The 26,016-nt window shown below is 75.4% G+C and carries 30 protein-coding genes; 14 read left to right on the plus strand and 16 right to left on the minus strand.

Annotated elements, in window-relative coordinates:
* Nucleotides 1-197 precede the first annotated feature (197 nt).
* Nucleotides 198-896: a response regulator transcription factor gene (locus BLS21_RS07105; RefSeq protein ID WP_091215701.1), complete on the plus strand. Its 699-nt coding sequence runs from the start codon at nucleotides 198-200 to the stop codon at nucleotides 894-896.
* Nucleotide 897: 1 nt separating this feature from the next.
* Here BLS21_RS07105 and BLS21_RS07110 read toward each other — a convergent pair whose 3' ends face one another.
* The 8 genes from BLS21_RS07110 to BLS21_RS07145 all read right to left on the minus strand — a co-directional run bounded on the left by BLS21_RS07110 (nucleotide 898) and on the right by BLS21_RS07145 (nucleotide 7,356).
* Entirely contained in the window at nucleotides 898-1,554 is a 657-nt protein-coding gene (locus BLS21_RS07110) for a hypothetical protein (protein ID WP_091215703.1), read from the minus strand.
* 243 nt (nucleotides 1,555-1,797) lie between these two features.
* On the minus strand, nucleotides 1,798-2,457 hold the full coding sequence (locus tag BLS21_RS07115) for a response regulator (protein WP_091215706.1): 660 nt from the start codon (nucleotides 2,455-2,457) through the stop codon (nucleotides 1,798-1,800).
* Nucleotides 2,454-3,059, minus strand: a complete 606-nt coding sequence (locus BLS21_RS07120) for a signal peptidase I (protein ID WP_091215709.1) — start codon at nucleotides 3,057-3,059, stop codon at nucleotides 2,454-2,456. The genes BLS21_RS07115 and BLS21_RS07120 overlap by 4 nt, the downstream gene beginning before the upstream one ends.
* A gap of 28 nt (nucleotides 3,060-3,087) precedes the next feature.
* Nucleotides 3,088-3,696: a TasA family protein gene (locus tag BLS21_RS07125; protein ID WP_091215711.1), complete on the minus strand. Its 609-nt coding sequence runs from the start codon at nucleotides 3,694-3,696 to the stop codon at nucleotides 3,088-3,090.
* Nucleotides 3,697-3,916: 220 nt separating this feature from the next.
* On the minus strand, nucleotides 3,917-5,143 hold the full coding sequence (locus BLS21_RS07130) for a sensor histidine kinase (protein WP_091215714.1): 1,227 nt from the start codon (nucleotides 5,141-5,143) through the stop codon (nucleotides 3,917-3,919).
* Nucleotides 5,144-5,409: 266 nt separating this feature from the next.
* The gene (locus BLS21_RS07135) at nucleotides 5,410-6,078 is read right to left on the minus strand and encodes a DUF3618 domain-containing protein (RefSeq protein WP_091215717.1); all 669 of its coding nucleotides are present in this window, start codon (nucleotides 6,076-6,078) and stop codon (nucleotides 5,410-5,412) included.
* Nucleotides 6,079-6,118: 40 nt separating this feature from the next.
* Complete coding sequence (locus tag BLS21_RS07140; protein ID WP_091215719.1) at nucleotides 6,119-6,646, minus strand: phage holin family protein; 528 nt, start codon at nucleotides 6,644-6,646, stop codon at nucleotides 6,119-6,121.
* A 5-nt stretch (nucleotides 6,647-6,651) separates the two neighbouring features.
* Complete coding sequence (locus tag BLS21_RS07145) at nucleotides 6,652-7,356, minus strand: hypothetical protein (RefSeq protein WP_245700127.1); 705 nt, start codon at nucleotides 7,354-7,356, stop codon at nucleotides 6,652-6,654.
* 437 nt (nucleotides 7,357-7,793) lie between these two features.
* On the opposite strand from BLS21_RS07145, the gene BLS21_RS07150 reads away from it, so the two are divergent.
* The gene (locus BLS21_RS07150) at nucleotides 7,794-8,639 is read left to right on the plus strand and encodes a siderophore-interacting protein (protein ID WP_091215725.1); all 846 of its coding nucleotides are present in this window, start codon (nucleotides 7,794-7,796) and stop codon (nucleotides 8,637-8,639) included.
* A gap of 131 nt (nucleotides 8,640-8,770) precedes the next feature.
* Here the strand turns inward: BLS21_RS07150 and BLS21_RS07155 are convergent, their stop codons facing one another.
* The 3 genes from BLS21_RS07155 to BLS21_RS07165 form a co-directional block, all read right to left on the minus strand.
* Nucleotides 8,771-9,532 (minus strand): enoyl-CoA hydratase/isomerase family protein, encoded by a 762-nt coding sequence (locus BLS21_RS07155; RefSeq protein WP_245700128.1) that lies wholly within the window; start codon nucleotides 9,530-9,532, stop codon nucleotides 8,771-8,773.
* A gap of 71 nt (nucleotides 9,533-9,603) precedes the next feature.
* Nucleotides 9,604-10,530: a KPN_02809 family neutral zinc metallopeptidase gene (gene ypfJ / locus BLS21_RS07160; RefSeq protein ID WP_091215730.1), complete on the minus strand. Its 927-nt coding sequence runs from the start codon at nucleotides 10,528-10,530 to the stop codon at nucleotides 9,604-9,606.
* A gap of 75 nt (nucleotides 10,531-10,605) precedes the next feature.
* A complete protein-coding gene (locus BLS21_RS07165; protein WP_091215733.1) occupies nucleotides 10,606-11,463 on the minus strand; it encodes a formate/nitrite transporter family protein in 858 nt (285 codons plus the stop codon).
* A gap of 141 nt (nucleotides 11,464-11,604) precedes the next feature.
* Between BLS21_RS07165 and BLS21_RS07170 the strand changes: the two genes are divergently transcribed.
* From BLS21_RS07170 to BLS21_RS07190, 5 genes are all read left to right on the plus strand, one after another.
* On the plus strand, nucleotides 11,605-12,018 hold the full coding sequence (locus tag BLS21_RS07170) for a hypothetical protein (protein ID WP_091215735.1): 414 nt from the start codon (nucleotides 11,605-11,607) through the stop codon (nucleotides 12,016-12,018).
* An 88-nt stretch (nucleotides 12,019-12,106) separates the two neighbouring features.
* Entirely contained in the window at nucleotides 12,107-13,351 is a 1,245-nt protein-coding gene (locus BLS21_RS07175) for a glutathionylspermidine synthase family protein (RefSeq protein ID WP_245700130.1), read from the plus strand.
* 18 nt (nucleotides 13,352-13,369) lie between these two features.
* Nucleotides 13,370-13,831, plus strand: a complete 462-nt coding sequence (locus BLS21_RS07180) for a nitroreductase family deazaflavin-dependent oxidoreductase (protein WP_091215741.1) — start codon at nucleotides 13,370-13,372, stop codon at nucleotides 13,829-13,831.
* A gap of 60 nt (nucleotides 13,832-13,891) precedes the next feature.
* A complete protein-coding gene (locus tag BLS21_RS07185) occupies nucleotides 13,892-14,854 on the plus strand; it encodes an ABC transporter substrate-binding protein (protein ID WP_217636031.1) in 963 nt (320 codons plus the stop codon).
* Nucleotides 14,855-14,956: 102 nt separating this feature from the next.
* Entirely contained in the window at nucleotides 14,957-15,469 is a 513-nt protein-coding gene (locus BLS21_RS07190) for a DUF2127 domain-containing protein (protein ID WP_091215744.1), read from the plus strand.
* Here the strand turns inward: BLS21_RS07190 and BLS21_RS07195 are convergent.
* A complete protein-coding gene (locus tag BLS21_RS07195; RefSeq protein ID WP_091215746.1) occupies nucleotides 15,408-16,469 on the minus strand; it encodes a winged helix DNA-binding domain-containing protein in 1,062 nt (353 codons plus the stop codon). The genes BLS21_RS07190 and BLS21_RS07195 overlap by 62 nt on opposite strands.
* 56 nt (nucleotides 16,470-16,525) lie before the next feature.
* On the opposite strand from BLS21_RS07195, the gene BLS21_RS07200 reads away from it, so the two are divergent.
* The 3 genes from BLS21_RS07200 to BLS21_RS07205 are packed head-to-tail and all read left to right on the plus strand — an operon-like array spanning nucleotide 16,526 to nucleotide 17,753.
* Nucleotides 16,526-17,194, plus strand: coding sequence for a class I SAM-dependent methyltransferase (locus tag BLS21_RS07200; RefSeq protein ID WP_091215748.1), 669 nt, complete (start codon nucleotides 16,526-16,528; stop codon nucleotides 17,192-17,194).
* Nucleotides 17,191-17,316: a hypothetical protein gene (locus tag BLS21_RS26170; protein WP_281241916.1), complete on the plus strand. Its 126-nt coding sequence runs from the start codon at nucleotides 17,191-17,193 to the stop codon at nucleotides 17,314-17,316. Before BLS21_RS07200 ends, BLS21_RS26170 begins: the two co-directional genes overlap by 4 nt.
* Nucleotides 17,317-17,327: 11 nt before the next feature.
* Nucleotides 17,328-17,753 carry a DUF1801 domain-containing protein gene (locus BLS21_RS07205; protein WP_091215750.1) on the plus strand — a complete coding sequence of 142 codons (426 nt, stop codon included), beginning with the start codon at nucleotides 17,328-17,330 and terminating at the stop codon, nucleotides 17,751-17,753.
* On the opposite strand, the gene BLS21_RS07210 is transcribed toward BLS21_RS07205, so the two are convergent.
* A complete protein-coding gene (locus BLS21_RS07210; RefSeq protein WP_091215753.1) occupies nucleotides 17,738-19,078 on the minus strand; it encodes a phosphoribosyltransferase family protein in 1,341 nt (446 codons plus the stop codon). The genes BLS21_RS07205 and BLS21_RS07210 overlap by 16 nt on opposite strands.
* Nucleotides 19,079-19,254: 176 nt before the next feature.
* Between BLS21_RS07210 and BLS21_RS07215 the strand changes: the two genes are divergently transcribed.
* The 4 genes from BLS21_RS07215 to BLS21_RS07230 all read left to right on the plus strand — a co-directional run bounded on the left by BLS21_RS07215 (nucleotide 19,255) and on the right by BLS21_RS07230 (nucleotide 22,230).
* Nucleotides 19,255-19,449 (plus strand): three-helix bundle dimerization domain-containing protein, encoded by a 195-nt coding sequence (locus BLS21_RS07215; RefSeq protein ID WP_091215756.1) that lies wholly within the window; start codon nucleotides 19,255-19,257, stop codon nucleotides 19,447-19,449.
* An 81-nt stretch (nucleotides 19,450-19,530) separates the two neighbouring features.
* Entirely contained in the window at nucleotides 19,531-21,150 is a 1,620-nt protein-coding gene (locus BLS21_RS07220; RefSeq protein WP_091215758.1) for an ABC-F family ATP-binding cassette domain-containing protein, read from the plus strand.
* A gap of 100 nt (nucleotides 21,151-21,250) precedes the next feature.
* A complete protein-coding gene (locus BLS21_RS07225) occupies nucleotides 21,251-21,748 on the plus strand; it encodes a pyridoxamine 5'-phosphate oxidase family protein (RefSeq protein ID WP_091215761.1) in 498 nt (165 codons plus the stop codon).
* Nucleotides 21,749-21,831: 83 nt separating this feature from the next.
* Nucleotides 21,832-22,230, plus strand: a complete 399-nt coding sequence (locus tag BLS21_RS07230; RefSeq protein ID WP_091215763.1) for a hypothetical protein — start codon at nucleotides 21,832-21,834, stop codon at nucleotides 22,228-22,230.
* A gap of 38 nt (nucleotides 22,231-22,268) precedes the next feature.
* Here the strand turns inward: BLS21_RS07230 and BLS21_RS07235 are convergent, their stop codons facing one another.
* From BLS21_RS07235 to BLS21_RS07245, 3 genes are all read right to left on the minus strand, one after another.
* Nucleotides 22,269-23,156 (minus strand): oxidoreductase, encoded by an 888-nt coding sequence (locus BLS21_RS07235; protein ID WP_091215765.1) that lies wholly within the window; start codon nucleotides 23,154-23,156, stop codon nucleotides 22,269-22,271.
* A gap of 29 nt (nucleotides 23,157-23,185) precedes the next feature.
* Nucleotides 23,186-24,388 (minus strand): MFS transporter, encoded by a 1,203-nt coding sequence (locus BLS21_RS07240; RefSeq protein WP_091215767.1) that lies wholly within the window; start codon nucleotides 24,386-24,388, stop codon nucleotides 23,186-23,188.
* A 197-nt stretch (nucleotides 24,389-24,585) separates the two neighbouring features.
* Nucleotides 24,586-25,767 (minus strand): alcohol dehydrogenase catalytic domain-containing protein, encoded by a 1,182-nt coding sequence (locus tag BLS21_RS07245; protein WP_091215769.1) that lies wholly within the window; start codon nucleotides 25,765-25,767, stop codon nucleotides 24,586-24,588.
* Nucleotides 25,768-26,016: the final 249 nt, after the last annotated feature.

Consider the following 26,016-nt stretch of genomic DNA (forward strand, 5'->3'; position numbering starts at 1 on the left):
ACGGTCCGCCCCGTCGGGGTGAGCGCCCCACGGCGTCCTCGTGACCTGTCGGCCGACGCCGAGGCCGCACCTCCTCCCTCCGGGTGAGGCCCGGACACCCCGCTCAAGACGGCCCGGGCCTCCGCCGATCACCCGGTCAGGTGACGCCCGGCCCCCGCGGCCGGGTGCCGGTCGAACGGGCAACGGGAGGAGACGTCGTGTCCGAGCAGTCCGTGCTCGTCGTCGAGGACACCGAGGAGATCAGGGAGCTGGTCTGCACGGTCCTGCGCCGGGCGGGGATGGACGTCCGCGCGGTGGCGTCCGGTGCCGAGGCGCTGGCCGAGGTCCGGCGTGCGGCGCCCGACGTCGTCGTCCTGGACCTGGGCCTCCCGGACGCCGACGGCACCGAGGTGTGCCGGCAGATCCGCGCCGAGAGCGAGTGCTACGTCCTCATGCTCACCGCGCGCGCCGAGGAGGTCGACCTGCTCATCGGGCTGGCCGTCGGCGCCGACGGGTACATGGCCAAGCCCTTCTCCCCGCGCGAGCTGGTCGCCCGCGTGCAGGCGATGCTCCGCCGTCCGCGCGTCCCCGCCCCGCGTCCCGCGCCGGCCGAGGAGTCGGTGCTCCGGCTCGCCGAGCTGGAGGTCGACGAGGACAGCCGCGAGGTGCGGGTGGACGGCGTGGTCGTCGACCTGACCCGCACCGAGTTCGACCTGCTCGCCGCGCTGGCCTCGCGTCCTGGCCGGGTGCTGCAGCGCGAGACGCTGCTGCGCGAGGTCTGGCAGACCGACTGGGAGGGCAGCGTGCGCCTGGTCGAGGCCCACATGTCCAACCTGCGCCGCAAGCTGCAGGCCGCGGGGCTCTCGTCGCCGTCGATCCGCACCGTGCGCGGCGTCGGGTACCGGCTCGTCGCCTGAGTCAGCAGGTGACGGGCCTGGTGAACTGCGAGGTGCCGATCCAGCCGTAGTCGGTCAGCGTGTCGATCGACAGCCGGGGGTTCCAGCTGAGCACGCCGGCGTCGTACCGGCGGGTCATCGACGTCGTGATCGGACCGGGCTCGCCGATCAGCACGGGGCCGTAGACCGTGTGCGCGGTCATGCGGTACCCCGTCACCCGGGCCGACGTGCTGAGGCCCCAGCGCGCCGTGGCGTACAGCTCGGTGTCCTTGATGGTCCGGGTGGTCGTGTACTGGTTGACGCCGGGACCGTCGGTCCGCGTCGTGACGTCGCTCTCGACGTTGCTCGTGCTGGTGGCCGTGCTGGACGTCTGCCGGTAGCCGGTCTGCCAGAGGCCGCCGGAGGCGGTGGTCTGGAAGGTCCGCTGGATCACCGTCGTCGTGGTGGTGCACGAGGTCTCCACCCGCACGTTGGTGGCCGGCGCGACGGTGCCGGCGCCGACGCGCATCGACGGTGGCGCCACCGAGTCGGAGAAGGTGGCGTTCGCGGCCGGGGCGCCGGTGCTCAGGACGGTGACGGCCAGCGCGGTGACCACGACCAGCGCCCGGGCGCTCCAGCGGCCGCGGGGAGCGGTCGCCGCGCGCAGGACTCGCCGGCCGGACAGGGGGAATGCGGTCATGTCGTCTCCTCCGTGGGGATCGGCTCGGTCGTCGCTGGGGTCAGCGGGTGGTGCCGGCGTGGTCGCTGCTGCTCATCGGGGTTCCTCCGGGGGCCGGGATCGGGGCGACCCGGCGGCAGGGGCGAGCCTGGCCGCCCGACCGCAGGACACCCGCCCGCGGACCACGAGGGATCCGCAAGAAGCAGGACCCCCGTGCCCCCGCCACTCGCAGGCTCGCGGCGGGCCCCTGCAGGGGGGCCGACCTCAGCCGCCCGCGACGCTGCGCAGCTCGACGACGAGTTCGTGCGCCACGACCCCGCGGCGGGCGTCCTGCGCGATGGCCCGGCAGACCGCGGCGACCTCCGGGTGGCCCAGCTGGGCGCTGGTGCCGGCCAGCGTCGCCGAGGCCCGGGCGAGCGCCGCGGCGTCCCCGGTCCGGGCGCCGTCGGCGATGGCGGTCAGCCGGTCGGGCAGCGCGGCGGCGTACACCTGCTGCAGCCGGTCCATGAGGTCGGCGTCGACGTCCGCACCGGGGGCACCCCCGGCGGCGGGGGCCTGCGGTCCGGGTGCCCGGCGGGCGAGCAGGCCGACCAGCAGGCGGGCGTCCACCGGCCGGGGCAGGCACGCCAGGGCACCGGCCTCGAGGGCGGCAGCCCGGTCCGGGGCCCCGGCGGCGGTCACGGCGAGCAGGTGGGCCCGGCAGCCGACCAGCCGCAGCCGGCGCAGCAGGGCCGGCGCCTCGCCGGCCGGGCCGTCCAGGTCGACGACGACCAGGTCCAGCTCCAGGCGCCGGGCCAGGCCGAGCGCCTCGCGGGTGCCGGCGGACTCCCGCACGTCCCACCCGGTCAGCTGCAGCAGTGCGGCGAGCGGTGCGCGCCCGGCTGCGTCGGCGCCGACGACGAGGGCGGTCGGGACGGCGCTCACGACCCGTCCTCCTCGTCCCCCGGCCGCCAGATGCTGAGCAGCAGCCAGCCGGCGAGGACCGCCGGCACGCCGTGGGCGAGGGCGTGGTGGACGGCGGGGGTGCGCAGGGCGGTGATGAGGTGCCCGAGCTCGGGCACGACGGCGCGGACCTCGTGGGCGGTGTCGCCCTGCAGGACGGCGGTCCAGGGGTCGGGGTGGTCGTTGGCGTCGCCCTTGGTCTGGACCGTGACGGTGCCGTCGGGAGCGTGCTGGACGTCGATGACGCGGTGGCTGACGACGCGGTGGTCGTCGACGGGGATGTGGTAGCTGATCACCATGCCCTCGGTGACGTCGCCGACGGCCAGCGGGGTGGCGATCACGACGTCACCGGGCTCGATGCCCGGCGCCATGCTGGCGGTCAGCATCGTCATCGTGCGGTAGCCCAGCAGGTGCGGGCCGGCGGCCAGGACGGCGAAGGCGAGGACCGCCGCGGTCACCAGCAGGCGCACCGACCAGCGACCCAGGAACGCCGGGGCGGCGCGCGGGACGCGGAGGGCGGCCCGGGCCACCGGCGGCAGCGTGCGGGCTGCCGCCGGGGTGCGGAGCGCGAGGACGGCGGTCACGGCGGTCTCCGGTTCGTCGTCGCCGGGGTCAGCGGGTGGTGGCGGCGCGCTGGACGCCGGAGAAGGTGAGGGCCAGGGTGCTGGTCTTGCCCTGGAAGGTGTCGTCGGCGGTGGTCGGCAGGCTCAGGGTGAGCAGCAGGTGGTCGGTGCCGCCGGGGGTGAGGCTGGCGGGGGCCTCGAGGGTGCGGTTGCCGATGGCGGCGCCGCCGGTGGTGATGGCGCGCTCGGTGCCGGCGCAGGTGTAGAGGGGGGCGGTGCCGGCCTGGGTCCAGGCGACCGAGCAGGCCTCGAGGGTCAGCTGCAGGCCGTTGACCGGGTCGTTGGTCAGCACGCCGGGGTTTGTGGTGCTCACCCCCAGGGCGACCGAGGACAGCGGGCTGTCGCCGTCGTTGACCAGGGTGAGGGTGCGGGCGATGGAGTCGCCGGGCAGCAGGCCGGTGGTGACCGCGGGGACCGGGGCGGCGGGCTGGGCCAGGTCGATGGAGACGGTGCCGGAGGTCAGCTGGGCCGAGACCGGGGTGGTGGAGTCCGTGAAGGTGCCGAAGGTGCCCAGGCCGGCGACCGCGGCGGCGGTGCCGATGACGGCCAGGGAGCCGAGGACCTTGCGGGTGGTGCCGGCGCGGTTGCTGCTGCTCATCGGGGTTCCTCCTGCGTGGAGCCGGGATCGGGGCGACCCGGCGACAGGGACGACCCTGACCGCCCGACCGCAGGGCACCCGCCCGCCGACCACAAGGGATCCGCAAGATGGCGGACCCCGTCCCCCCGCCCCTCGCAGGCGCAGGGCGGTGCCCTGGGCGGGGCCGCGACGAGCCTCCGGACGGGGTCGGCGGCGGGACGCCGCAGGGGGGCCGCGGACCTCAGCGAGGGAGCGTGAGGGTGGACGTGGTGCCCCGGCCCTCGACGCTGGCGACCTCGAGGGCGCCGTCGTGCGCGGCGGCGATGGCCCGCGTGATGGCCAGCCCCAGCCCGACACCGGGCACCGCGTGCCGCCGGGCGGTCGAGGCGCGGAAGAAGCGGGCGAAGAGCTGGCCCTGCTCGCCGGCGGGGATCCCGATGCCGGTGTCGCTGACCGCCAGCCGGGCGACCGGCACCGCGTCGTCCTGCGGGGCGTCGACGACCGCGCCGTCCGCCGTCCGCCAGGCCGATCGCAGCGCGAGGGTGACCCGCCCGCCCGCCGGGGTGAACTTGACCGCGTTGGAGACCAGGTTGTCGCAGGCCTGTCCCAGCCGGACGGCGTCGCCGTGCACCACCAGGCCGCCGTCGGGCACGTCGACGACGACCTCGACACCGGTCGCCGCGGCGGTCAGCCGCACGGTCTCCTCCGCCGCCCGCACCACACCCGCCAGGTCGACGTCCCCCGGCTGCAGGCTGAACCGGCCGGCGTCCACCTGAGCGGTGAACAGCAGGTCGCCGACCAGGCGCAGCAACCGCTGGGCGTTGCGCTCGACGGTGCCCAGGTGCGCCCGCGACTCCCCGCCGAGCGCCGGGTCGTCGAGGACGAGCTCCAGGTAGCCGAGGATGGAGGTCAGCGGCGTGCGCAGCTCGTGGCTGACCAGGCTCACGAACTGGTCCTTCATGCGCTCGGTCGCCCGGGCCTCGGTCATGTCGGTGCCGACGAAGTTCCACCCGGCGTGCACGCCGCGGTCGTCGGTGCGCGGGGTGACCGCCACCGACACGGTGAGCTCGGCGCCGTCGGCGGCGACGTAGGTCCAGTCCCGGACGTCGCTGCCCTGCTGCTGCGCGGTGCGCACCAGGGCGGCCAGGCCGCCGCCGGCGTCCTCGAGCTCCTCGGGCAGGTGGAAGTCGGTGATCGACCGACGGCGGACGACGTCGGCGCGGGGGAGGCCCAGCATCCGCTCGGCGCCGGGGTTCCACACCCGGATCACGCCGTCCACGTCGGTGCCGATGATCGACTGCTCGGTGACCGCGTCGATGACGCTGGTCATCGTCTGCGCGCGGGCCTGCAGCATCCGGGTGGCGACCTGCAGCTCGTCGTCGCGGTGCTGCATCTGCGCCCGCAGCGTGGCGTTCTCCGCGCGCAGCCGGGCCAGCTCCTCGGCCGGCGGGGGCTCGAGGACGGTCACGCGGTCCCCCCGGAGGCCAGCCCGCGCACCAGCGCGACCAGCGCGGCGACCAGGACGCGCGGCGCTGCGGTCGGCACGGGTCGAGCTCCCTCGCTCGGGCGGTGTCGTCCCGGTGGACGTCGGCGCCCCCGAGGGCGGACTGCAGCGCACCCGCCGGGGCCTCACCCCAACAGGGGACCGGCCGCGAACGGCAGCGCGCCCCGCCGGGGAGGACCCGGCGGGGCGCACTGGAGGGGTGGCGGCCTCCCTGCAGGGGAGGCCCTCGTTCAGCTGCGCGTCTGGCTCTGCACCGTCTGGCGGGACTCCTGGGCCTGGCCCTGGACGTCCTGCGCGGCGGACTGGCCCTCCTGCTTGACGGTCTGGGCGGCGTCCTGCGCGGTGGACTTGACCTCCTGGACCGCCTGCTGGGCGGCGGGCTGGAGCTCCTCGCGGATCTCCTGCGCGGCCTCCTTCGCCGGCTGCAGCAGCGTGTCCTTGTGCTCGCGCACCGCGGACTCGGCCTGCTGGGCCAGCTCCCGCTCCCGCTCCGAGGCCGGCAGGAGGCTGGAGACCAGCCAGCCGACGCCGAAGGCGATGAGGCCTGCGGCCAGCGGGTTGCCCTGGGCCTGGCGGACGATGGTGTCCGGGGCCTGCTGCACCGCGTGCGCGGCCTGCTGCGCGGCACCCTGCACGGACTCGGCGGCGCCCTGCGCCCGGTCCTGCACCGTGCCCGCGGCGTTCTGCGTGCGGTGCTGGGCCGCGGCGCGGGTGTCGTGGGCGCTGCCCATGACCCGCTCCCTGGCGCGGGTGAACCGTCCCTTGGCCGCGCTGACCCGGCGGTCCATCACGCGAGAGGGGTTCACCTTCTCGTTGAGCGCGTCGACGTCGTAGCTCAGCTCGCGCTGGGTCTGCTCGATCTGCCGGCGGATGGCTTCGGGGTCGTTGCTCGTGGTCATGTCACGTACTCCGATGTCTGAGGGGGCCGGGGGCCGCGGGTCAGTTGGGCTTCAGAGCGCTGGGGACGTCGGACAGCGTGTCCACCGTGCGCTCGGGCTTGGGGTTCACCTGCTGCAGCTTCTTCTTGCCCATGGAGAAGGCGACCGCGCCGATGACGCCCCACAGGATCGCGACGATGAGCGCGGCCAGGCCGGCGTCCATCACGTTCTCCAGCGCCCACCACAGGGCGTTGGAGAGGAAGAGCAGCGTCAGGAACCCGGCGACCGCGGCGGCGGCCATCATGCCCGCGCCCTTGCCCGCCTTCTTGGCCTCGGCCTGGACCTCGGCCTTGGCGAGGGCCACCTCCTGCCGCATCAGCGTGGAGAGGTCCTTGGCCAGCTCGCCGAACAGCTGCCCGACCGAGGTGCCCTCGACGTCGGGCCGGCCCTCGGCCGTCGTCGGCGTGCCCGCGGCGCCGCTGTGCGCGCCGTACGCCTCGTCGGGCGAGACGGCGTAGTTGCCCTGGGCGTACGGATCCTGGCCCGGCGTGGAACCGACCGGCGTCGCGCCGGAGTAGGGAGAGCTCATGTGGGTCAGACCCCCTGACCGGGACGGCGGGTCGGGTCGTCCCAGCCGGCCGGGGTGGTCGGCGGGACGGCGGCGCCCGCGGGCGGGACGGTGCCGTACGGCGGCGGCGGGACGGGCGTGCCCGTGGTCCCGGCGCCGGTGGTGGTCTCGTAGGACGTCGTCTCGGCGTAGCCGGAGTAGGCCGGCGCCGGGTCGACGTAGTTGGTCTGCGTGTAGCCGGTGCGGTACTGCTGCGTCCCGCTCGTCGACGAGTCGTCGCTGTGCGCGGCCTTCACGCCACTGGTGAGACGGCCGGCCAGGACACCGGCGAGCGCGGCGCCGAGCAGGAACGCGCCGGGCCTGCGGCGGGCGAAGGCTCGGACGTCCTCGAGCAGGTCGGCCGGCTCGCGGTCCTGCAGCCGGGCGGCGAACTGGTCGACGTAGCCCGAGGCCTGCTGGAGCAGGTCGCGCGCCGGGCCGGGGGCACCCTGGCTGCTGCCGTCGGCCAGGCCGCGCAGCTCCTGGGCCAGCGAGGACAGCCCGGAGGCGGCCTTCTGCTGCTGGGCCACGGTCTGCTGGCGCAGCTGCTGGCGGCCCTGGTGCAGCAGGTCCTGCGCCTGCCGCTGGGTCTCGTGCGCGACCTCCTTGGCCTGGTCGGCAGCGGTCGAGGCGACCTGGCTGCCGGCCTGGGCGGCGGTCTGGCCCACGTTGCGGGCCTCGTCCTTCGCCACGTCACTCGTCGACGGCGAGCCCGTCGAGGTGGTCGTGGTCGTCGTGGTCGTGCTGGCCGTGGTGGCCCCGCTGGCCCCGCTGGTCGCGCCCGAGCCGGTGGAGGGCGGGGGCGGGAACGGGGCATCGATCGAGTGAGTCATCGTTCCTCCTCGGCGAACGTCATGGTCAGCCGAGCCGATACCCGTCAAACGATCACCCACACATGGCCTGACGACGGCCGCCGCGATCCGTGCGGGGACCGCGGGGCGCCCGGGTCGCCGCGCGGCACCGGGTGCGGATGGGGGAGAGACCGGAGCGGTGGGGTACCCGGACGGGGGCGGTGCGACCCCTGCGTGTCCCTCCGGCGGGCCGTGCTCTCCCGGGCGCGGCTCCCGTTCCAGGACCGCGGACTAAGGTGAGCCTTCCCTATCCGCGCTCGACCCGAGGGAGCTCCGCCATGGCCGACAAGGCCCCGCGCCGCCCGCGCACGCCCCGGCTGGCCACCGTGCTCCGGACCTCGCGACCGACCCCCCACCTCGTCCGCGTGGTGCTCGGCGGGGAGGGCCTCGCCGGGTTCGCGCCCGAGTACACCGACGCCTACGTCAAGCTGGTGCTCCCGCCGGCCGGCGCGCCCTACGCCGCGCCGTTCGACATGGACGCCGTCCAGCGCGAGCACCCGCGCGAGCTGTGGCCGTGCCTGCGCACCTACACCGTGCGGGCCTGGGACCAGACCGCCGGCGAGCTCGTCCTCGACGTCGTCGTCCACGGGGACGAGGGGCTGGCCGGCCCCTGGGCCGTCGCCGCCCGGCCGGGCGACCGGGTGCAGCTGCTCGGCCCCGGCGGCGCCTACGCCCCCAGCGGGGACGTCGACTGGCACCTGCTGGCCGGCGACGAGACCGCGCTGCCGGCGATCGCCGCCTCGCTCGAGCGGCTGCCCGCGGGTGCGACGGCCCGGGTGTTCGTCGAGGTCGCCGACGCCGCCGAGGAGCAGCCGCTGCCGCTGCCGGCCGGTGCCGAGCTGACCTGGGTGCACCGCACCGGGCTGCCGGGGGAGGCGCTGGTCGCCGCCGTCCGCGGGGCCGCGCTGCCCGCCGGCTCCGTGCACGCCTTCGTGCACGGCGAGGCCGGGTTCGTCCGCGAGCTGCGCCGCTACCTGCGGGTGGAGCGCGCGGTGCCCCGTGAGCAGCTCTCGGCGTCGGGCTACTGGCGCCTGGGCCGCACCGACGAGGGCTGGCGGGCCGAGAAGGCGCAGTGGAACGCCGCGGTCGAGGCCGACGAGCAGTCGGTCGGCCAGGTCGCCTGAGCCTCCCGCCGATCTCCCGCCTCCCGACGATCAGGTGAGCTGATCGTCCGCGGTCCTGGCTCACCACCGGTGGTGAGCCAGGACCGGCGATCGTGATCCCAGCTGACCACCGTGGTCGGGCAGCGGCCTCCTCAACCCCGCCAGGGGAAGCGCGGGGGGCGGCGGTCGGCGAAGGCGGCGACCCCCTCGGCCAGCTCGCCGGCCGCAATGGTCTCCCGGTACCAGCGGCCCGCCTCGGCCTGCGCGTCCCGCCCGGCGCCCAGCGCGGTCACGACCTCCTTGGTCGCCCGCTGGGACAGCGCCGAGCGGGAGGCCAGCACCGCGGCGAGGCGGTGCACGTCGTCCTCGAGGTCCTCGGCGGGCACCAGCCGGTCGACCAGCCCGGTGCGCAGAGCGGTCGGCGCGTCGACCAGCTCCCCGCTGAAGAGCAGGTACTTCGTCATCCCGGGGCCGACGAGGTCCAGCAGGGCCGTGGTCGACTCGGGCGTGTAGACGATGCCGACCTTCGCCGGCGTGATCCCGAAGACGCCGGTGGGGTCGGTGATCCGCAGGTCGCAGCAGGTGGCCAGCTCGACGCCGCCGCCGATGCAGTGCCCGCGGACCATCGCGATCGTGGGCTTGGGGAAGTCGCGCAGCGCGGCCTGCGCGGCCAGGTTGTCCCGGCGCAGCGCGGCCATCGGGTCCTCGGGGTCCGGGCCACCGAGCAGGTCGGCGATGTCGGCGCCGGCGCAGAAGCTCGCTCCCGCGCCCGTCACCACGAGCACCCGGACGGCCGGGTCGCCGGCGGGGCCGGCGAGCACCTCGGGGAGCGCCGCCCACATGGCGTGGGTCATCGAGTTCCGCTTGGCGGGCCGGTCGATGGTGAGGACGGCGACGGCTCCGTCGGTGTCCACGCGCAGGTGGCCCCTCCGCAGGGTCCCGCCGGGAGCTCGCGGGGGGCGGGGGGCAGAGGGGTCCTCCACCATCAGCCCAGGTCGTCGGTGGCGAACGTGTCGCACTGCGCCGGGTCGCCGGTCTGGTAGCCGGTGCTGAACCAGCGCTGCCGCTGCTCGGAGGAGCCGTGCGTGAAGGCGTCCTGGTCGACGGTGCCGCCGCCCAGGTTCTGCTGGATGAAGTCGTCGCCGATGCGGGCCGCGGCGTCCAGCGCCCGGTCCACGTCGTCCTGGGTGATCTCGGCGATGAGCGGCTGCCCGGACTCGTCCGGGACGGTCTCGGCGTGGTTGGCCCAGGCACCCGCGAAGCAGTCGGCCTGCAGCTCCAGGCGCACGGTTCCGCTGGTCGGGCCGGTCTCACCCGGCGTCACCTGCTGGTTGATCCCCAGCAGGTTCTGCACGTGGTGGCCGTACTCGTGGGCGATCACGTAGGCGTTGACGAACAGCCCGCCCTCCGCGCCGAACTGCTGCTGCAGCGTGTCGAAGAAGGACAGGTCGATGTAGACCAGCCGGTCGGCCGGGCAGTAGAAGGGCCCCGAGCCGCTGGTCGCACCGCCGCAGTCGGTCCGCACCGAGCCGTTGAAGAAGACCGTGTCGGTCGGCCGGTAGTCCGGGCCGAGCACGCCGGACCAGTAGTCCTGGATCGACTCGATGTCGGCCACGACGGCGCAGTCCACCGACTCGTTGGCGTCGGCGCCGGTCCGGCACTGCTGCTCGAGCTGGGTGTTGTCCGCGGTCTGCCCCTCACCGAGGCCGCCGAGCTGGCCACCGAGCTGGCCCAGCGCCGCGCCGGTCCCGCCGCCGCCACCGCCGAGGACCTGGAACAGCACGAGCACGAGGACGCCGACCAGGCCCAGCCCGCCACCGCCGACCGCGAGGCCGCGCCCGCCGCCGAAGCCGCCGCCCCGGCGGTCCTGCACGCCCGACGGATCGAGGTCTGCTCCCTCGCTGTACCTCATGGCTGGCACCCTCCCGGTCGCGTGGCACGCCGAGCCGGTGCCATCCGCAGCGGCGGTGCCCCCGACGGGGTCGGGTCATGCGCGCTCGGCGGCCTCCCCGCCGACCGGCGTGCGGCTGGGCTGCTCGGCCGGCTGGTCGCGCAGGAACAGGTACCAGTAGGACGTCGCGACGAAGACCACCGCGCCGACCAGGTTGCCCGCGCCCGCCAGCAGCCAGTTGAGCAGCACGTCGCCCCAGCCGATGTCCGGGATGCCGGCCCAGATCGCCGCCGGCAGGAAGAACATGTTGGCCACCACGTGGTCGAAGCCCATGGCGACGAACGCCATGATCGGCAGGAAGACGGCGAGCACCTTGCCCGAGACCGAGGACGCCGCCAGGGACATCCACACCCCCAGGCAGACCAGCCAGTTGCAGCCGAGGCCGCGCAGGAAGACCTGCCACGGGGACTCGTGCAGCGCCTTGGCCTCGGCGATCGAGGCCAGCCGGTCGTGCGTGAGAGCTGCGCTGCCCGAGGCGCCGGGCGACCCGATGACCCCGGTCTGGACGGCGAGGAAGTAGGCCACGAACAGCGCGCCGAGCAGGTTGCCGACCAGCACCAGCGTGAGGTTCTTCCCGACGTCACCCAGGGTCAGGCGTCCGTGCATCGCGCCCAGCGGGACCAGCATCATGTTGCCGGTGGCCAGGTCGGAGCCGGCGATGAGCACCAGGATCAGGCCGAGGGTGAAGGCCGCGCCCATGAAGAGCGTGGGCAGGGTGCCCCACGTGGCCGGGTCCAGGCCCGAGGAGACGGTGATGGCCACCAGCGCGCCGAAGGCGATGTAGGCACCACCGAGGAAGGCGCTCACGAGCACGCGGTCCCAGGTGCGGTGGATCTTCTTGGCCCCGGTCTCACTCGCGACCTGGGCCATCTCGGGGGGTTGGCGGTCGGACATCAGCGCCTCCGCGCGGCAAGGGACCTCAGGGGCCGAACCGTACGACCCCGGCCCGGATCCGGCACCCGGATGCGGGGCGGACCACCGTCCGACCGGGACGATCTAGGGTCGGCCGACACACCTGCGACACCGGGAGAGCACATGGCGGTCTCCAACCGCGTCCGCGGCGCACTGACGACGACGGTGCTGGCGACCGCGGCCACCGGCTTCCTGGCCGCCTGCGGCACGGACGAGGAGGAGCAGGAGCAGGTCGCCTACTGCACGAACGCGGAGGGCGAGATCGTCGACGACGACTACTGCGACGACGACTACCGCGGCCCCGGCGCCGGGCTGTTCTTCCTCTACCTGGGCGGCTTCCGCCCGGGCCTGCCGGTCGGCTCCGTCCTGCCCAGCGGCGGCACCCGGATCGACCCGCGCGACACCGCGGCCCGGCAGCGCGCCGGCCTGCCCTCGACCGGCCGGGTCGCCGCGGGCACGCGGGTCACCGGCGGCATCGGCTCGGGGGTGGGCGGCAGCGACTCCGGCAGCCGGGCCGGCACCGGCGCGGGCAGCTGAGGAAGGACGCCGTCCTCCCCGCCGTTCGCAGGCTCAGGGCGGGACCCGGGACGGGGCCGCTGAACCCGGGTGAGGAGAGGACTGGAGCGTGAGGCGCGTCGAGGCGGGGGTGGTGCGTCCCGGCTGGGAGGCCGAGGTCGAGGCCCAGGGACTGGTCTACAACCGCACCGAGCTGCCCGGCGGCGAGGTGCGCAGCTACTGGCGCGAGGGGCCGTTCTACGACTTCACGATGGCGGAGGTCGAGCGGCTCGAGGGCTGGGTCGCCCAGCTGTTCGAGATGTGCGTGGCCGCCGGGGACCACGTCATCGAGCACGACCTGTTCGACCGGATGGGCATCCCGCCGATCGCGCGCCCGGAGATCCGGCGCACCTGGGAGACCGAGCCGCCGAGCGTCTACGGGCGCTTCGACCTGCGCTACGACGGGCAGGGCCCGCCCAGGCTGCTGGAGTTCAACGCCGACACCCCGACCGGCCTGGTCGAGTCCGCCGTCACCCAGTGGAACTGGCACCTGTTCACCGGGCAGGGCCGCGACCAGTGGAACGCCCTGCACGACAAGCTCGTCGCCGCGTGGCAGCGCAACCTGCTGCGCTGGGAGCGGCGCACCGGCGTCCGCCCGCGGGTGCACCTGGCCTGGACGTCGGAGGAGCGCTCCGGCGAGGACCGGATGACCGTCGCCTATCTCATGGACACCGTCGTCCAGGCCGGCTACGAGGCGATCGAGCTCGTCGTCGAGGACATCGCGCTCGACGACGGGGACGGTCGGTTCTACGACCCGCAGGGCCGCCACCTCGACGTCGTCTTCAAGCTCTACCCCTGGGAGTGGCTGATCGAGGACGAGTTCGGCCCCGCCGTGCTCGCCGACGCCGCCCGCCCGGGCGGCACGACCTGGGTGGAACCGGCCTACAAGATGCTGTGGAGCACCAAGGCGCTGCTGCCCGTGCTGTGGCAGCTGTTCGGCAGCGACCCGGCGCTGTCCTCGCTGCTGCTGCCGGCCTACTTCGCCGACGAGGTGCCGTCGTCCTGGCGGACGTACGTGCGCAAGCCGTTGTGGGGCCGGGAGGGTGCCAACGTGCAGATCGTGCGCGACGGGCAGGTGGCCGTGGAGCTGCCCGGCCGGTACGGCACCGAGGGCTGGGTCGTGCAGGAGTTCGCGCCGCTGCCGGACTTCGCCGGCGTCGACGGTCCGCACCACCCGGTGCTCGGCGCCTGGGTGGTGGATGGCGAGCCGGCCGGGCTGGGCATCCGCGAGAGCGACGGGCTGATCACCGACAACCTGAGCTTCTTCGTGCCGCACACCATCGACTTCACCGCTCCAGAGGCCGGGCGCCGGTAGCCGACCTACGGTCGGGGCATGCCGTTGGAGGGTGAGTACGAACCGAGTCCCGAGGCCTGGGTGCGCGAGCAGGTCGAGCGTTACGAGGCCACCGGAGGCCGGGAGGCCAACACGCTGCGCGACACCGGGATCCCGATCGCCATCTTCTGGACCCGCGGTGCGAGGACCGGGAAGGTCCGCAAGAACGGCCTGATGCGGGTCGAGCACGAGGGCGCCTACGCGATGGTCGGCTCGCAGGGCGGCGCGCCCAAGGACCCGGCGTGGGTGGCCAACCTGCGCGCCCACCCCGACCAGGTCACCGTGCAGGACGGGCCCGAGCCGTGGGACGGCGTGGCCCGCGAGGTGACCGGCGAGGAGAAGCGGCAGTGGTGGGAGCGGACCGTCGCGGTCTACCCCGAGTACGAGCGGTACCAGCAGCGCACCGACCGGGAGATCCCGGTGTTCGTCGTCGAGCGGGCCGACCCGGTCAACCCGGCATAGGCAAGGCTGTCCTAAGTTGAGCCCGGCGTCGGAGGGACCGGCGCCGGGAGGAGGGCGGCAGTGCGCACGACGGTGTGGGGCGCGGTCCCGTTGGTGACAGGGCTGGTGCTCGCCGGCTGCGGCTCGGCGGACGAGGGGACGACGGCGTCGGCGCCGTCCACCGCGGCCGAGGAGGTGCGCACGGTCGAGCACGCTGCGGGCGCCACGGAGATCACCGGCACCCCGGAGCGGGTCGTCGTCCTCGACACCGGCGAGCTCGACGCGGTCCTGGCGCTGGGCGTCACCCCGGTCGGCGCCGTGCGCACCGGGGTCAGCGACGAGCTGCCGGGCTACATCGAGGACGCCGGGGTCGACCCGGCCGCCATCGCGAACGTCGGCACGATCGCCGAGCCGGCCCTCGAGCAGATCGCCGCGCTGGAGCCCGACCTCATCCTCTCCAACGCCGTCCGGCACGCCGACGTCTACGACCAGCTCTCGGCGATCGCGCCGACCGTCTACGCCGAGGCGATCGGCGAGACGTGGGAGGACAACCTGCGGCTGGCCGGGGAGGCGCTCGGCCGGTCGGAGCAGGCGGAGCAGCTGCTCGCCGGGTACGCGGAGCGCGCCGCCGAGGTGGGCGCCCTCTACGGCGACCCCGGGGCGACCGAGGTGAGCGTGGTGCGCTTCCTCGACGGCTCGACGGTCCGCCTCTACGGGGAGGGCTCGTTCATCGGCGACGTCCTCGGCGACGTGGGCTTCGCCCGGCCGGAGGTGCAGCGCACGGCCGAGACCTTCGTCGAGGTCAGCCCGGAGCAGATCGACCAGGCCGACGGGGACCTGCTCTTCCACGCCTCCTACGGCGACGAGGGGCGGACGGCGGCGGGGCAGATCACCTCCGGCGGGCTGTGGCAGGGGCTGACCGCGGTCCAGCAGGGCCGGGCGTTCGAGGTCAGCGACGACCGCTGGTTCCTGGCGATCGGCCCGCTGGGCGCCGGGCTGGTGCTCGACGACCTGGAGCGGTTCGCGCAGCAGCTGGAGAGCTGAGCCGCGGTCAGCCGGGGAGCCGCCGTGCCGGCGACGCCGCCCTCTCCGCCGTCGAGAGCGCGACCTCGCGGGCCTGGACGCCGCGGGTCGTCGGCGAGGAGCATGCCCGGCACGACCACCGACCGGCTGCTGCGCGCCGCCCTGCTCCTCAAGGGACTCGACGGCGCGGTCGAGCTGCTCGCCGGCGTCGCCCTCGCCCTGGTGGGCCCCCGGGAGCTCGGGGAGCTGACCCGGGGGGTGGTCGCGCACCACCTGCTGGGCAGCCCGCGCGGCGCCCTGGCCGAGCGGTTCACGGCGGGGGAGGCCGCGCTGAGCGGGGGCGACCGCACGTTCGCCGTCGTCTACCTGACCCTCCACGGCCTGGTGAAGCTGGGCCTGGTCGTGGCCCTGCTGCGCGAGCTGCGGCCCGCGTACCCGGTGGCGATCGGCGTCCTCGCGGTCTTCGTCGGCTACGAGGCGTACCGGGCGGTCCGGACCGGGTCGTCGGCGCTCTGGGTCGCCGCGGCGCTCGACCTCGCGATCACCGTGCTCGTGGTGCGCGAGTACCGCCGGCTCACGGCAGGGCGGCGGCCGCCTGCGGGATCGCGGCGGCGACCTCGTCGGGGAACGTCGTGAACGGGGTGGCGGTCACCGTCCGCTTCGCGCCGCGGCCCGTCCAGCCCCACGTGCCGACCACCTGCCCGCGGTGGACGACGGTCGGCCGGAAGACGCCGTTGCCACCGGGCACGATCCGGTCGGCGAACTCGGGCGGGACGGCGCAGCTGCGGTCGGCGTAGCCGAGGACGAACTCGTCGAAGCCGGGCAGCAGGAACAGCCCGGCGGCCTCGGCCCGGTGCGCGGCCAGCAGATCGGCCGTCTCCGGCGCCAGCAGGTGCTCGCGGCCGTCGACCTCCACGGCGGCCAGCTCGTCACGGACGGCGGCCACCCCGGCGCGGACGTCGCCGAGCGGCAGCCCGGCCCAGCGCGCCAGGTCGGCGACCGTGGCCGGGCCGTGACCCCGGAAGTAGCGCAGCGCGAGCTCGGCCAGGCCGGCGTCCCGGTCCAGCCGCCGCGGCGCGGTCACCCACTCGTCGAGCAGCACGAACGCCTGGTCGCCGCCCGCCATCGGCCCGAGGCAGAGGGTGCCGGTCTGCGCGAGGTACCAGAGCAGGTGGTAGCCGCGCTGCCCGGTGACGTCGACCCCGCCCTCGGGCAGGGCGGCCAGCAGCTCCTTGCGGCCGCACCGTCGCCCGCCCCGCAGCGCCGCGGTGACCAGCTCGCGGGCCCGCTCGGTGTCGGCCTCGGTGAGGCCGAGCACGGCCCGCCGCCTGGCCGCTCCCGCCAGCACCCGCGGACCGCACAGCTCCAGCAGCCAGTGCAGGTCCTCGGCCGGCACCAGGTGCAGGGTGCTGCGCATCGGCCAGGAGCGGACCACCTCCCCGGCGTCCAGCGCCGCCTCCACCCCGGCCCGCGTGCGCGCCGCGGTCCGCAGGGCCACCGAGGTCAGCGCGCCGGGCAGGTCCTGCCCCTGCACGCAGGTGAGCAGCCGGACCGCCTCGGTCGCCGTGGCCGGGGGCGGCCCGGCCACCCGCTGGGCCACCAGCCGGAGCAGCGCCAGGTCGCGGGACGTCGTCATGGCCGGGGAGCCTGCCAGCGGGGTGCGACGGGACCGGCGGCTGACACACTCCGCGCGTGCAGGCAGCGGACTGGGACGCGCGCTACGCCGCGCAGCAGCAGTGGTCGGCCGAGCCCAACGCGCTGGTGGCCGAGCTGGTCGGGGACCTGCCGCCCGGCGCGGCGGTCGACCTGGCGGCGGGGGAGGGGCGGCACGCGCTGTGGCTGGCCGGGCTCGGCTGGCGGGTGACGGCGGTCGACTTCTCCGCCACCGGGTTGGCCCGGGGTCGCGGCCGGTCCGGTGCCGACCGCGTCACCTGGGTGACCGCCGACGTGCTGGAGTGGGGCGCGCCACCGGAGTCGCTGGACCTCGTGCTCGTCGCCTACCTGCACCTGCCGGAGGCGCAGACCACCACCCTGCTGCGCCGCGCGGTCGGCTGGCTGCGGCCCGGCGGGCGACTGCTCGTCCTCGGCCACGACGTCGACAACGTCGCCCACGGCGTCGGCGGACCGCAGGACCCGGCGATCCTCCACAGCGTCCGGCGGCTCGCGCCCGTGGCCGAGCTGCTCGACGTCGACCGGCTGGAGCAGGTGCGTCGGCAGACACCGGCGGGCACCGCGCTGGACACCCTGCTGCTGGGCCGCCGCCCCGTGCCCGTGCCGGGTCGGCCCCGTCCGGAGGCTCGCCGCGAGCGTGCGAGCGGTGCGGGCGGGGTCCCTCCACCGGAGGTAGCGTCCGGCCGGTGATGGGGATGGGCGGGGCCGGCGGCCCGGACGCGCAGCGCCGCCGGCGGCTCGTCGCCGCGGTCGTGGTGCTCGCGATGCTGCTCACCGCCGCGGCCACGGTGCTGTCGATCGTGCTGGGCTGAGGAGGCGGGTCGTGGACGCCGGGATCGAGGGCTGGTTCGCCGCGGCGGGCCCGCGCGAGGCCGAGCTGCGCGCCACCGATGCGCTCGTCGTGGCCGCCGCGCCGGGCATCGACCGGCAGCTGGTGCCGGCGGGGTCGGGGCAGGTGCTCGGCTACGGGCTGATGCCCTACCGGCCGCGCTCGGCGCGGGAGACGACGACGTGGCCGCTGATCGCCCTCGCGGCGCAGAAGCGGCACCTGTCGCTCTACGTCTGCGCCGTCGTCGACGGGGCCTACCTGGCCGAGGCCCGTGCCGACCGGCTGGGCCGGGTCTCCTGCGGGAAGAGCTGCATCCGCTTCTCCTCGCTCGACCGGGTGGACCGGGACGAGCTGACCGCGCTGCTGCAGGACGCCGTCGCCGCGACGGAGGCCGGCGCCAACGCCTACTCCTCGGGCTGATCGGCCCGCCGCCGGGCCGGGGGACCGGCGAGTGCCGCCCCGGTGAGGTGCGTGGCGAACCAGTCACGGGCGAGCTCGGCGGCCGCGCGCAGCGTGCCCGGCTCCTCGAACAGGTGCGAGGCGCCGGGGACGACGGCCAGCCGGCTGGTGCACCGCAGCCGGGCCTGCGCCTCCCGGTTGAGCTCGAGCACCTGCTGGTCGTGGCCGCCCACGACGAGCAGCGTCGGCGCCCGCACCTCGGCCAGCGCCGGGCCGGCGAGGTCGGGGCGCCCGCCGCGGCTGACCACGGCCCGCACGGCGTCGTCCCGCGCCGCCGCCACCAGGGCCGCCGCGGCGCCGGTGCTCGCGCCGAAGTACCCCAGCGGCAGGCCGGCGCAGGACGGCTCGGCCGTCGCCCAGCGGGCCACCGCGGCCAGCCGCCCGGCCAGCAGCTCGACGTCGAAGACCGGGCCGCGGGCGGTCTCCTCGGCCGGGGTGAGCAGGTCGACCAGCAGCGTGGCCATCCCCGCGCAGTGCAGCACCTCGGCGACGGCGCGGTTGCGGGGGCTGTGCCGGCCGCTGCCGGTGCCGTGGGCGAAGACGACCAGCCCGGCGGCGTGCTCGGGGACGGCCAGGTGCCCGGGCAGTCCGTCGGGGCCGGCGTCGGCGACCACGTCCTCGTCCCGCGGGGTGGGGACCTCCGCCGCGGGTGCCGGGGCCGGCCGGCGCAGCAGCGCGAGGACCTCCTCCTCGTCGGTCGCCCGGAAGTCGGCGTAGGCCTGCCCGACCGCGGCGAAGCGCTGCGGGCTCTCCAGGCACACCACCTCGTCCACGGTCGGCGCGATGTCGGCCAGGGCGCGCGGCGAGCCGACCGGGACGGCCAGCACCACGCGCGCCGCGCCGTGCGCCCGGACCACCTCGCAGGCGGCCCGGGCGGTCGCGCCGGTCGCGATGCCGTCGTCCACCACCACCGCCGTCCGGCCCTCGAGGGACAGCCGTGCCCGGTCGCCGCGCAGCTGCCGGGCCCGCCGCTCGAGCTCGGCGCGCTCGCGCCGCTCGACGTCGGCGAGGGTCGCCTCGTCGACCCCGGCGGCGTCCAGCACGTCCTCGTTGAGGACGACCACGCCGTCCTCGCCGACGGCGCCCATCGCCAGCTCCGGGCGTCGCGGCAGGCCGAGCTTCCGGACCAGGACGACGTCCAGCGGAGCGCCCAGTGCGCGCGCGACCTCGGCGGCCACCGGCACCCCGCCCCGGGGCAGCCCGAGCACGACGGCGTCCCGACCGGCGAGCGGCGCCATCCGGCGCCCCAGCTGCCGACCCGCGTCCCTGCGGTCCTGGAACGGCACCCGAGCCTCCTCGCGTCGGACCCCATGCTCACCCTCGTCCCGTCCGATCGCGATCCGCAACCCCGGGTTGCGCCGTGACCTTGGTCCCTGGTGCGGGCCCCGTTCACCGTTCACCGTTGACGCCGGCGCCGATGGTGCCCACCGGACCTGATCCCCGCGCACGGAGGCGCCCCCGCATGACGCTGACCGACGACCCCGCCGTCGAGCAGGCCGTGGCCCGACTCGCCGACGAGTTCCGGGCGCGGCTGCGCCCGCAGGTCATCGGCACCGTGGTCCGCACCTGCCGGCAGGACCTCAGCGGGGTGCCCGCCACGGCGCTGCCCGAGCTCGTCGAGCGACTGGCCCGGGAGCGCCTGCAGTCCGTCGCCTGATGGAGGGCCTCCCGCCCCCACCGCTCGCAGGCTCTGCAGGGGGCCGGCGAAACCGGTTGCCCGCGCCCGGACGATGACCGGGTGGGCTCAGTCGACGTGACCGGGGTGCGGCACACCCTCCCCGATGGGCGGGTGCTGCTCGACGGCGTCTCCTTCCGCGTCGGTGACGGTGCCCGTGCCGCGCTGGTCGGCGAGAACGGGGCCGGCAAGACGACGCTGCTGCGGATCGTCGCCGGCGACCTGGTCCCCGAGGCCGGGACGGTGGCCCGCAGCGGCGGCCTCGGCGTGATGCGCCAGTTCATCGGCTTGGTCCGCGACGACACGACGGTCCAGCGGTTCCTCGTCGACCTCGCGCCGCCGGCCGTGCGCGCCGCGTGGGATGCGGTGGAGGCCGCCGAGCTGACCCTGATGGAGACCGACGACGACGCGGCGCAGCTGACCTACGCCGACGCGCTCGCGCAGTGGGGCGACGCCGGCGGCTACGACGCCGAGGTCACCTGGGACACCGTCACCGTCGCCGCGCTCGGGATCCCGTACGACCGGTGCAAGTACCGCGAGCTCTCGACCCTCTCCGGCGGGGAGCAGAAGCGGCTGGCGCTGGAGGCGCTGCTGCGCGGTCCGGACCAGGTGCTGCTGCTCGACGAGCCGGACAACTACCTCGACGTCCCCGGCAAGCGGTGGCTCGAGGAGCGGCTGCGGGCGACCCGCAAGACCGTGCTGTTCGTCAGCCACGACCGGGAGCTGCTGGCGCGCGTCGCCGACCGGGTGGTCACCGTCGAGGGCGGGACGGCGTGGGTGCACGGGGGCGGGTTCGGCGACTACGCGCAGGCGCGGACCGCCCGGCACGAGCGGATGGCCGAGCTGCGCCGGCGCTGGGACGAGGAGCACGCGCGGCTGGTCGAGCTGGTGCGCACGCTGCAGCAGCAGGCGGCCAACTCGCCGGACATGGCCTCCCGGTACCGGGCCGCGCGGACCCGCCTGGCCAGGTTCGAGGCGGAGGGAGCGCCCCCGGAGCGGCCGCCGGAGCAGCAGGTCGCGATGCGGCTGCGCGGCGGGCGCACCGGCGTGCGCGCGGTCATGGCCGAGCAGCTGGAGCTCACCGGCCTGATGCGGCCGTTCGACCTGGAGGTCTGGTACGGCGACCGGGTCGCCGTCCTGGGGGCCAACGGCGCGGGCAAGTCGCACTTCCTGCGGCTGATGGCCGGCCAGGACGTCGCGCACACCGGCACGTGGCGGCTCGGCGCCCGCGTCGTCCCCGGGTTCTTCGCGCAGACCCACGCGCACCCGGACTGGCTCGACCGGACCCTGGTCGACCTGCTGTGGCACGGGGAGCCGGGCCGGCCGGGGGTCGACCGCGGGCGGGCGATGGCCGCGCTGCGCCGCTACGGGCTGGCGGCATCCGGCGACCAGACGTTCGGCACGCTCTCCGGCGGGCAGCAGGCGCGCTTCCAGGTGCTGCTGCTGGAGCTGTCCGGCGCCACGCTGCTGCTGCTCGACGAGCCGACCGACAACCTCGACGTGCTGTCGGCCGAGTCGCTGGAGGAGGCGCTCGCCGCGTTCGAGGGCACGGTGCTCGCCGTCACCCACGATCGCTGGTTCGCCCGCTCCTTCGACCGCTTCCTGGTCTTCGGCGCCGACGGCCGGGTGTACGAGTCGGCCGAGCCGGTGTTCGACGGGACGCGGGTACGGCGCGCCCGGTGAGAGGGGCCCACCGGTCGCCCGTGTGTGTGAGGGTGCTCACGCGGTCGACCTCGGCGGAGGGCCGGAGCCGCATCCCGCCGTCGAGGCCAGGAGGTGTCCCGTGGAGGCTGACGAGATCCGTGCGGTGATGGAGGACCCCGTCGCGCGCCGGCTGCTGGCGTCGGCGAACCCCGCCCGGCTCGCCTACGTCGCGCGAGACGGGACGCCGCGCGTCGTCCCGGTCGGCTTCTCCTGGAACGGCGCGGCGATCGTCATCGGCACGGTGCCCGGGTCCGCGAAGGTCGCCGCCCTGCAGGCCCGTCCCGCCGTGGCGCTGACGATCGACACCAGCCCACCGACCTGGCCGCCCAACGTGCTGCTCGTGCGCGGCACGGCCGAGGTCTCGCTGGTGGACGGCGTCTTCCCCGAGTACGTCGAGGGCGCCCGGAAGCTGACGCCGGCGGAGGAGTTCCCGCGGTGGGAGGCGGGCGTGCACGCGCTGTACGACCAGATGGTCCGGATCGACGTCACGCCGACGTGGGCGAGGGTCCACGACTTCGAGACCCGGATCCCCCAGGCGGTCGAGGAACTCGCGAGGAGCAAGTTCGGCGGGTCGTGACCGTCCGCCGTCGACGGCCGGGTCGCCGCCGCTGACGTGTCAGGCCACCTTGACAGTCAGGCTGTCCTGACGGACGCTGGGGCATGGCCGACATCGACGCCCTCGACCGCGAGCACACGCTCGCCACCGCCGTCCAGCGCTTCGACGAGCTGCGCGGGCGGGACTCGCTGGCCGACCCCGACGACCCGGACGGTCCCCGTCCGCTGAGCCGGGCCGAGGCGCTGGAGCTGCTGGCCCTCGGCGAGGTGATCGCCCGCAAGGCCGGCCAGGGGCGGCAGCTGACGGTCCGGACGGCGCGGGGGACCGGTGCCTCGTGGGCGGAGATCGGACGGTCCCTGGGGACCACGCGCCAGTCGGCGTGGGAGGCGCACCGCCGCTGGATCGACGGGCAGGCCGCCCAGCACGGCGCCGTCGGCGAGATCGGCTTCGACGAGGAGGACGCCGCGGCCGCCCGGGCCCTGGCCGGCGACCGGCCGCGCTGACCTCCCGTCCGGCTCCCTCCCGCCGAGCGCCGAGTCGATCACGGGGTCGGGGTGCCGCCGATGTCGTCGAGCTCCTCGAGCTCCCGCGGGCCGAGCACGAGCATCCCGGCGGCCAGGTTTTCCTCCAGGTGGGCCACCGACGAGGTGCCCGGGATGAGCAGCAGGTTGGGGCTGCGGGCCAGCAGCCAGGCCAGCGCGACCTGCATCGGGGAGGCCTCCAGCCGCCGGGCCACCGTCTCCAACGCCGCGGACTGCAGCGGCGTGAAGCCGCCGAGCGGGAAGAACGGCACGTAGGGGACGCCCTCGCGGGCCAGCGCGTCCACCATCGGGTCGTCGTGCCGGTGCACCAGGTTGTAGTGGTTCTGCACGCACACGACCGGGGCGATCGACCGGGCCTCGGCCAGCTGCTGCGTCGTCACGTTGCTGACCCCGAGGTGCCGGACCAGCCCCTCGTCCCGCAGAGCGGCGAGCGCCTCGAACGGCTCGGCCAGCGACCGCTCGACCGGCTCGGAGAAGCCGGGCATGCGCAGGTTCACGACGTCCATCACCTCCACGCCGAGGTCGCGCAGGTTGTCCTCGACCGCCCGGCGCAGCTGCTCGGGGGCCAGCGCCTCGGGCCACTCGCCGGCCGGGGTCCGCTCGGCGCCGACCTTCGTGACGATCGTCAGGTCCTCGGGGTAGGGGTGCAGCGCCTCGCGGATGATCTCGTTGGTCACGTGCGGGCCGTAGTAGTCGCTGGTGTCGATGTGGTCGACGCCGAGCTCCACCGCCCGGCGCAGGACGGCGACGGCGGCGGCGCGGTCGGCCGGCGGACCCATGACGTGCGGGCCGGCCAGCTGCATCGCGCCGTAGCCGATCCGGTTGACCGACCGGTCGCCGAGGGCGAACCGGCCGGAGCGTTCCGCGGTGGGGGTCGGGGTCGTCATGACCGGGCCCTACCCCGGCCGTCGGCCGGTCAGGCGGCGGTGCGGCACTCCGCGGGGACGGCGTCCGCACCGGCCGTCGTCGGCACCCGGTCGCGCCGGTCGGCCGCCCGCACGACGACGGCGATCCCGGCGCCGGCCAGCGCCAGGGCCGCGCCCACCCAGATCGGGGCGGTGTAGCCCAGGCCCCCCGACAGCACCGCCGCGCCGAGCGCCGCGCCCAGGGCGTTGGCCGCGTTGAACGCGCCCTGGTTGGCCGCGGAGACCAGGCTGCCGCCGCGCACCCGTGCGGCCTCGATGACGCCGTTCAGCACCACCGGGCCCAGCCCGAACGCCAGCGCGCCGAACAGCACCAGCAGCACGACGGCGGCGACCGGGGTGCGGGCCACCAGGGCGAACGCGGCCAGGACGACGGCGGTGGCCAGCAGGCCGACCGTGACGAGGGAGAAGCCGTAGCGGTCGCCCAGCCGGCCGCCGACGAGGGTGCCCACGGTGGTGCCGACGCCGAAGAGCGCCAGCACCGGCGTCACCCACTCCACGGGCAGGCCGCCCAGCTCGGTGAGGATCGGGCTGACGTAGCTGTAGACGGCGAACAACGCGGAGAAACCGACCATCGTCAGGCCCAGCACCAGCCACACCTGACCGCGGCGGAAGGCGGCCAGCTCGGTGCGCAGGTCGCCGGGCTCACCCAGCTCGGCCGGCATCCAGGTCAGCAGCCCGGCGATGGTGACCAGGCCGATGACGGCGATGGCGGCGAACACCAGCCGCCAGGTGGTCTGCTGCGCGACGAACGTGCCCAGCGGGACGCCGACGACGTTGGCCACGGTCAGCCCGCTGATCATCAGCGAGATCGCGCTGGTGGCCCGCTCGGGCGCGACCAGCCGGCGGGCGGCGACGGCGCCGACGCCGAAGAAGGAGCCGTGCGCCAGGGCGGTGAGCACCCGGGCGGCGGCGAGCGTCTCGTAGGTGGGCGCCACCGCCGACAGGGCGTTGCCGACGACGAACAGCACCATGAGGCCGACGAGGGTCTGCCGCGGCGGGAAGCGCACGCCGAGCGCGGTCAGGGTGGGTGCTCCCACGACGACGCCGACTGCGTAGGCGGAGATGAGCAGGCCGACCGACGGCACCGAGACCCCGAGGCCCTCGGCGACCTCGGGCAGCATGCCCATCACGACGAACTCGGTGGTGCCGATGCCGAAGGCGCCGATGGCGAGGGCGAGCAGGGCGCGGGGCACGGGGCGGCTCCAGGACGATGCGGTATCCGGGTGGGGCTCGGACTGCGTCGTCCTGCCGGGGTGTTCCCTCCCGACCCTGCCAGGGTCCTTGGTCCCGTGCCCCGGTGGGTGGGGGTGCGACCGGTCACAGGCCGGCCGGGCGGCCGCTCGACGCGCGGCGGGGGCCGGCCACGAGCGCCGGCCCCCGTCGCGTCAGGTCAGGGCCTGAGCAGGACCTTGACCGCGCCGTCCCGCTTCTCGCGGAAGTCCGCGTAGGCCTGCGGCGCCTGCTCCAGCGGCACGTGGTGGGTGGCGAAGTCGTCGACGCCCAGCGGGTCGCCCTCGGTGAGGATCGGCAGGATGTCGGGCACCCAGCGCCACACGTTGGCCTGGCCCATGCGCAGCTGGATCTGCTTGTCGAACATCCGCATGAGCGGCACGGGGTCGGTCGCCCCGCCGTAGACGCCCGACAGGGAGATCGTCCCGCCGCGGCGGACCGCGTCGATGGCGGTGTTGAAGGCGGCCAGCCGATCGATGCCGACCACCTGCATGACCTTCTCCATGACCGCGTCCGGCACGACCGCGGTCGCCTTCTGGGCGATGCTCGCCAGCGGGGAGCCGTGCGCCTCCATGCCGACGGCGTCGATCACCGCGTCGGCGCCGCGCCCGGCGGTCGCGTCCTGGATCTGCTGCACGACGTCGTCCTTGTCCGTCGAGCGGATGACGTGCGTGCCGCGCGCGGCGGCCCGGGCGATCCGCTCCGGGACGACGTCGGAGGCGTACACGTCGTCGATGCCCAGGTGGTGGGCGATGCGGGTGCACATGTCGCCGATCGGGCCCAGGCCCAGGACGAGCAGCGTGCCGCCGGGCGGCGTCGCCGCGTACTGCACCGCCTGCCAGGCGGTCGGCAGCACGTCGGAGAGGTAGACGAACCGGTCGTCGGGCAGCCCCTCGGGGACCTTGATCGGCAGCGTGTTGCCGAAGGGCACCCGCAGGTACTCGGCCTGCCCGCCGGGCACCTGGCCGTAGAGCTTGGTGTAGCCGAACAGCGAGGCGCCGAAGCCCTGCTCGCGGTTCTGCGTCGTCTCGCACTGGGACTGCAGGCCCTGCGAGCACATCCAGCAGGTGCCGCAGGAGATGTTGAAGGGGACGACGACCCGGTCGCCGGGCCGGACGGCGGTGACCTCCGGGCCGACCTCGCGGACGACGCCCATGGGCTCGTGGCCCATCACGTCGCCGACCGTCATGAACGGCGCCATGACCTCGATGAGGTGGAGGTCGGACCCGCAGATGCCGCTCGAGGTGACCTCGACGACGACGTCGGTGGGGTCCTTGATCGTGGGGTCCGGGACGGTGTCCACCCGGACGTCGGCTCGGCCGTGCCAGGTCACTGCGCGCATGGGAGTGGGCTCCTCGGGAGGCGTCGACGGGTCTCGGACAAGGGCCTTCTGCCCCGACGTGATGTCCATCGCCCGTGTTTCGGCCCGAGACGGCGTGTTCCTCACCCAGCGCCAGGTCGGTCGGACGCTCTGTCCAACCACCGCGGCGACCTCCGGTGAGCTCGGTCACTCACCGTGCTCGTATTCCCACTCGTTCAGATCACGATTCGGTCACGACGTGTTTACATGGCTTCCGTCCGCTTCCCCCGG

Source organism: Geodermatophilus siccatus (assembly GCF_900103785.1).
Classification (GTDB): domain Bacteria; phylum Actinomycetota; class Actinomycetes; order Mycobacteriales; family Geodermatophilaceae; genus Geodermatophilus; species Geodermatophilus siccatus.

Excerpts from the sequence above, each read along its gene's own strand:
- BLS21_RS07110 (WP_091215703.1), bottom strand. The coding sequence starts at position 1,554 with ATGACCGCATTCCCCCTGTCCGGCCGGCGAGTCCTGCGCGCGGCGACC.
- BLS21_RS07125 (WP_091215711.1), bottom strand. The coding sequence starts at position 3,696 with ATGAGCAGCAGCAACCGCGCCGGCACCACCCGCAAGGTCCTCGGCTCC.
- BLS21_RS07135 (WP_091215717.1), bottom strand. The coding sequence starts at position 6,078 with ATGACCACGAGCAACGACCCCGAAGCCATCCGCCGGCAGATCGAGCAG.
- BLS21_RS07140 (WP_091215719.1), bottom strand. The coding sequence starts at position 6,646 with ATGAGCTCTCCCTACTCCGGCGCGACGCCGGTCGGTTCCACGCCGGGC.
- BLS21_RS07150 (WP_091215725.1), top strand. The coding sequence starts at position 7,794 with ATGGCCGACAAGGCCCCGCGCCGCCCGCGCACGCCCCGGCTGGCCACC.
- ypfJ (WP_091215730.1), bottom strand. The coding sequence starts at position 10,530 with ATGAGGTACAGCGAGGGAGCAGACCTCGATCCGTCGGGCGTGCAGGAC.
- BLS21_RS07165 (WP_091215733.1), bottom strand. The coding sequence starts at position 11,463 with ATGTCCGACCGCCAACCCCCCGAGATGGCCCAGGTCGCGAGTGAGACC.
- BLS21_RS07170 (WP_091215735.1), top strand. The coding sequence starts at position 11,605 with ATGGCGGTCTCCAACCGCGTCCGCGGCGCACTGACGACGACGGTGCTG.
- BLS21_RS07180 (WP_091215741.1), top strand. The coding sequence starts at position 13,370 with ATGCCGTTGGAGGGTGAGTACGAACCGAGTCCCGAGGCCTGGGTGCGC.
- BLS21_RS07190 (WP_091215744.1), top strand. The coding sequence starts at position 14,957 with ATGCCCGGCACGACCACCGACCGGCTGCTGCGCGCCGCCCTGCTCCTC.
- BLS21_RS07195 (WP_091215746.1), bottom strand. The coding sequence starts at position 16,469 with ATGACGACGTCCCGCGACCTGGCGCTGCTCCGGCTGGTGGCCCAGCGG.
- BLS21_RS07215 (WP_091215756.1), top strand. The coding sequence starts at position 19,255 with ATGACGCTGACCGACGACCCCGCCGTCGAGCAGGCCGTGGCCCGACTC.
- BLS21_RS07230 (WP_091215763.1), top strand. The coding sequence starts at position 21,832 with ATGGCCGACATCGACGCCCTCGACCGCGAGCACACGCTCGCCACCGCC.
- BLS21_RS07235 (WP_091215765.1), bottom strand. The coding sequence starts at position 23,156 with ATGACGACCCCGACCCCCACCGCGGAACGCTCCGGCCGGTTCGCCCTC.
- BLS21_RS07245 (WP_091215769.1), bottom strand. The coding sequence starts at position 25,767 with ATGCGCGCAGTGACCTGGCACGGCCGAGCCGACGTCCGGGTGGACACC.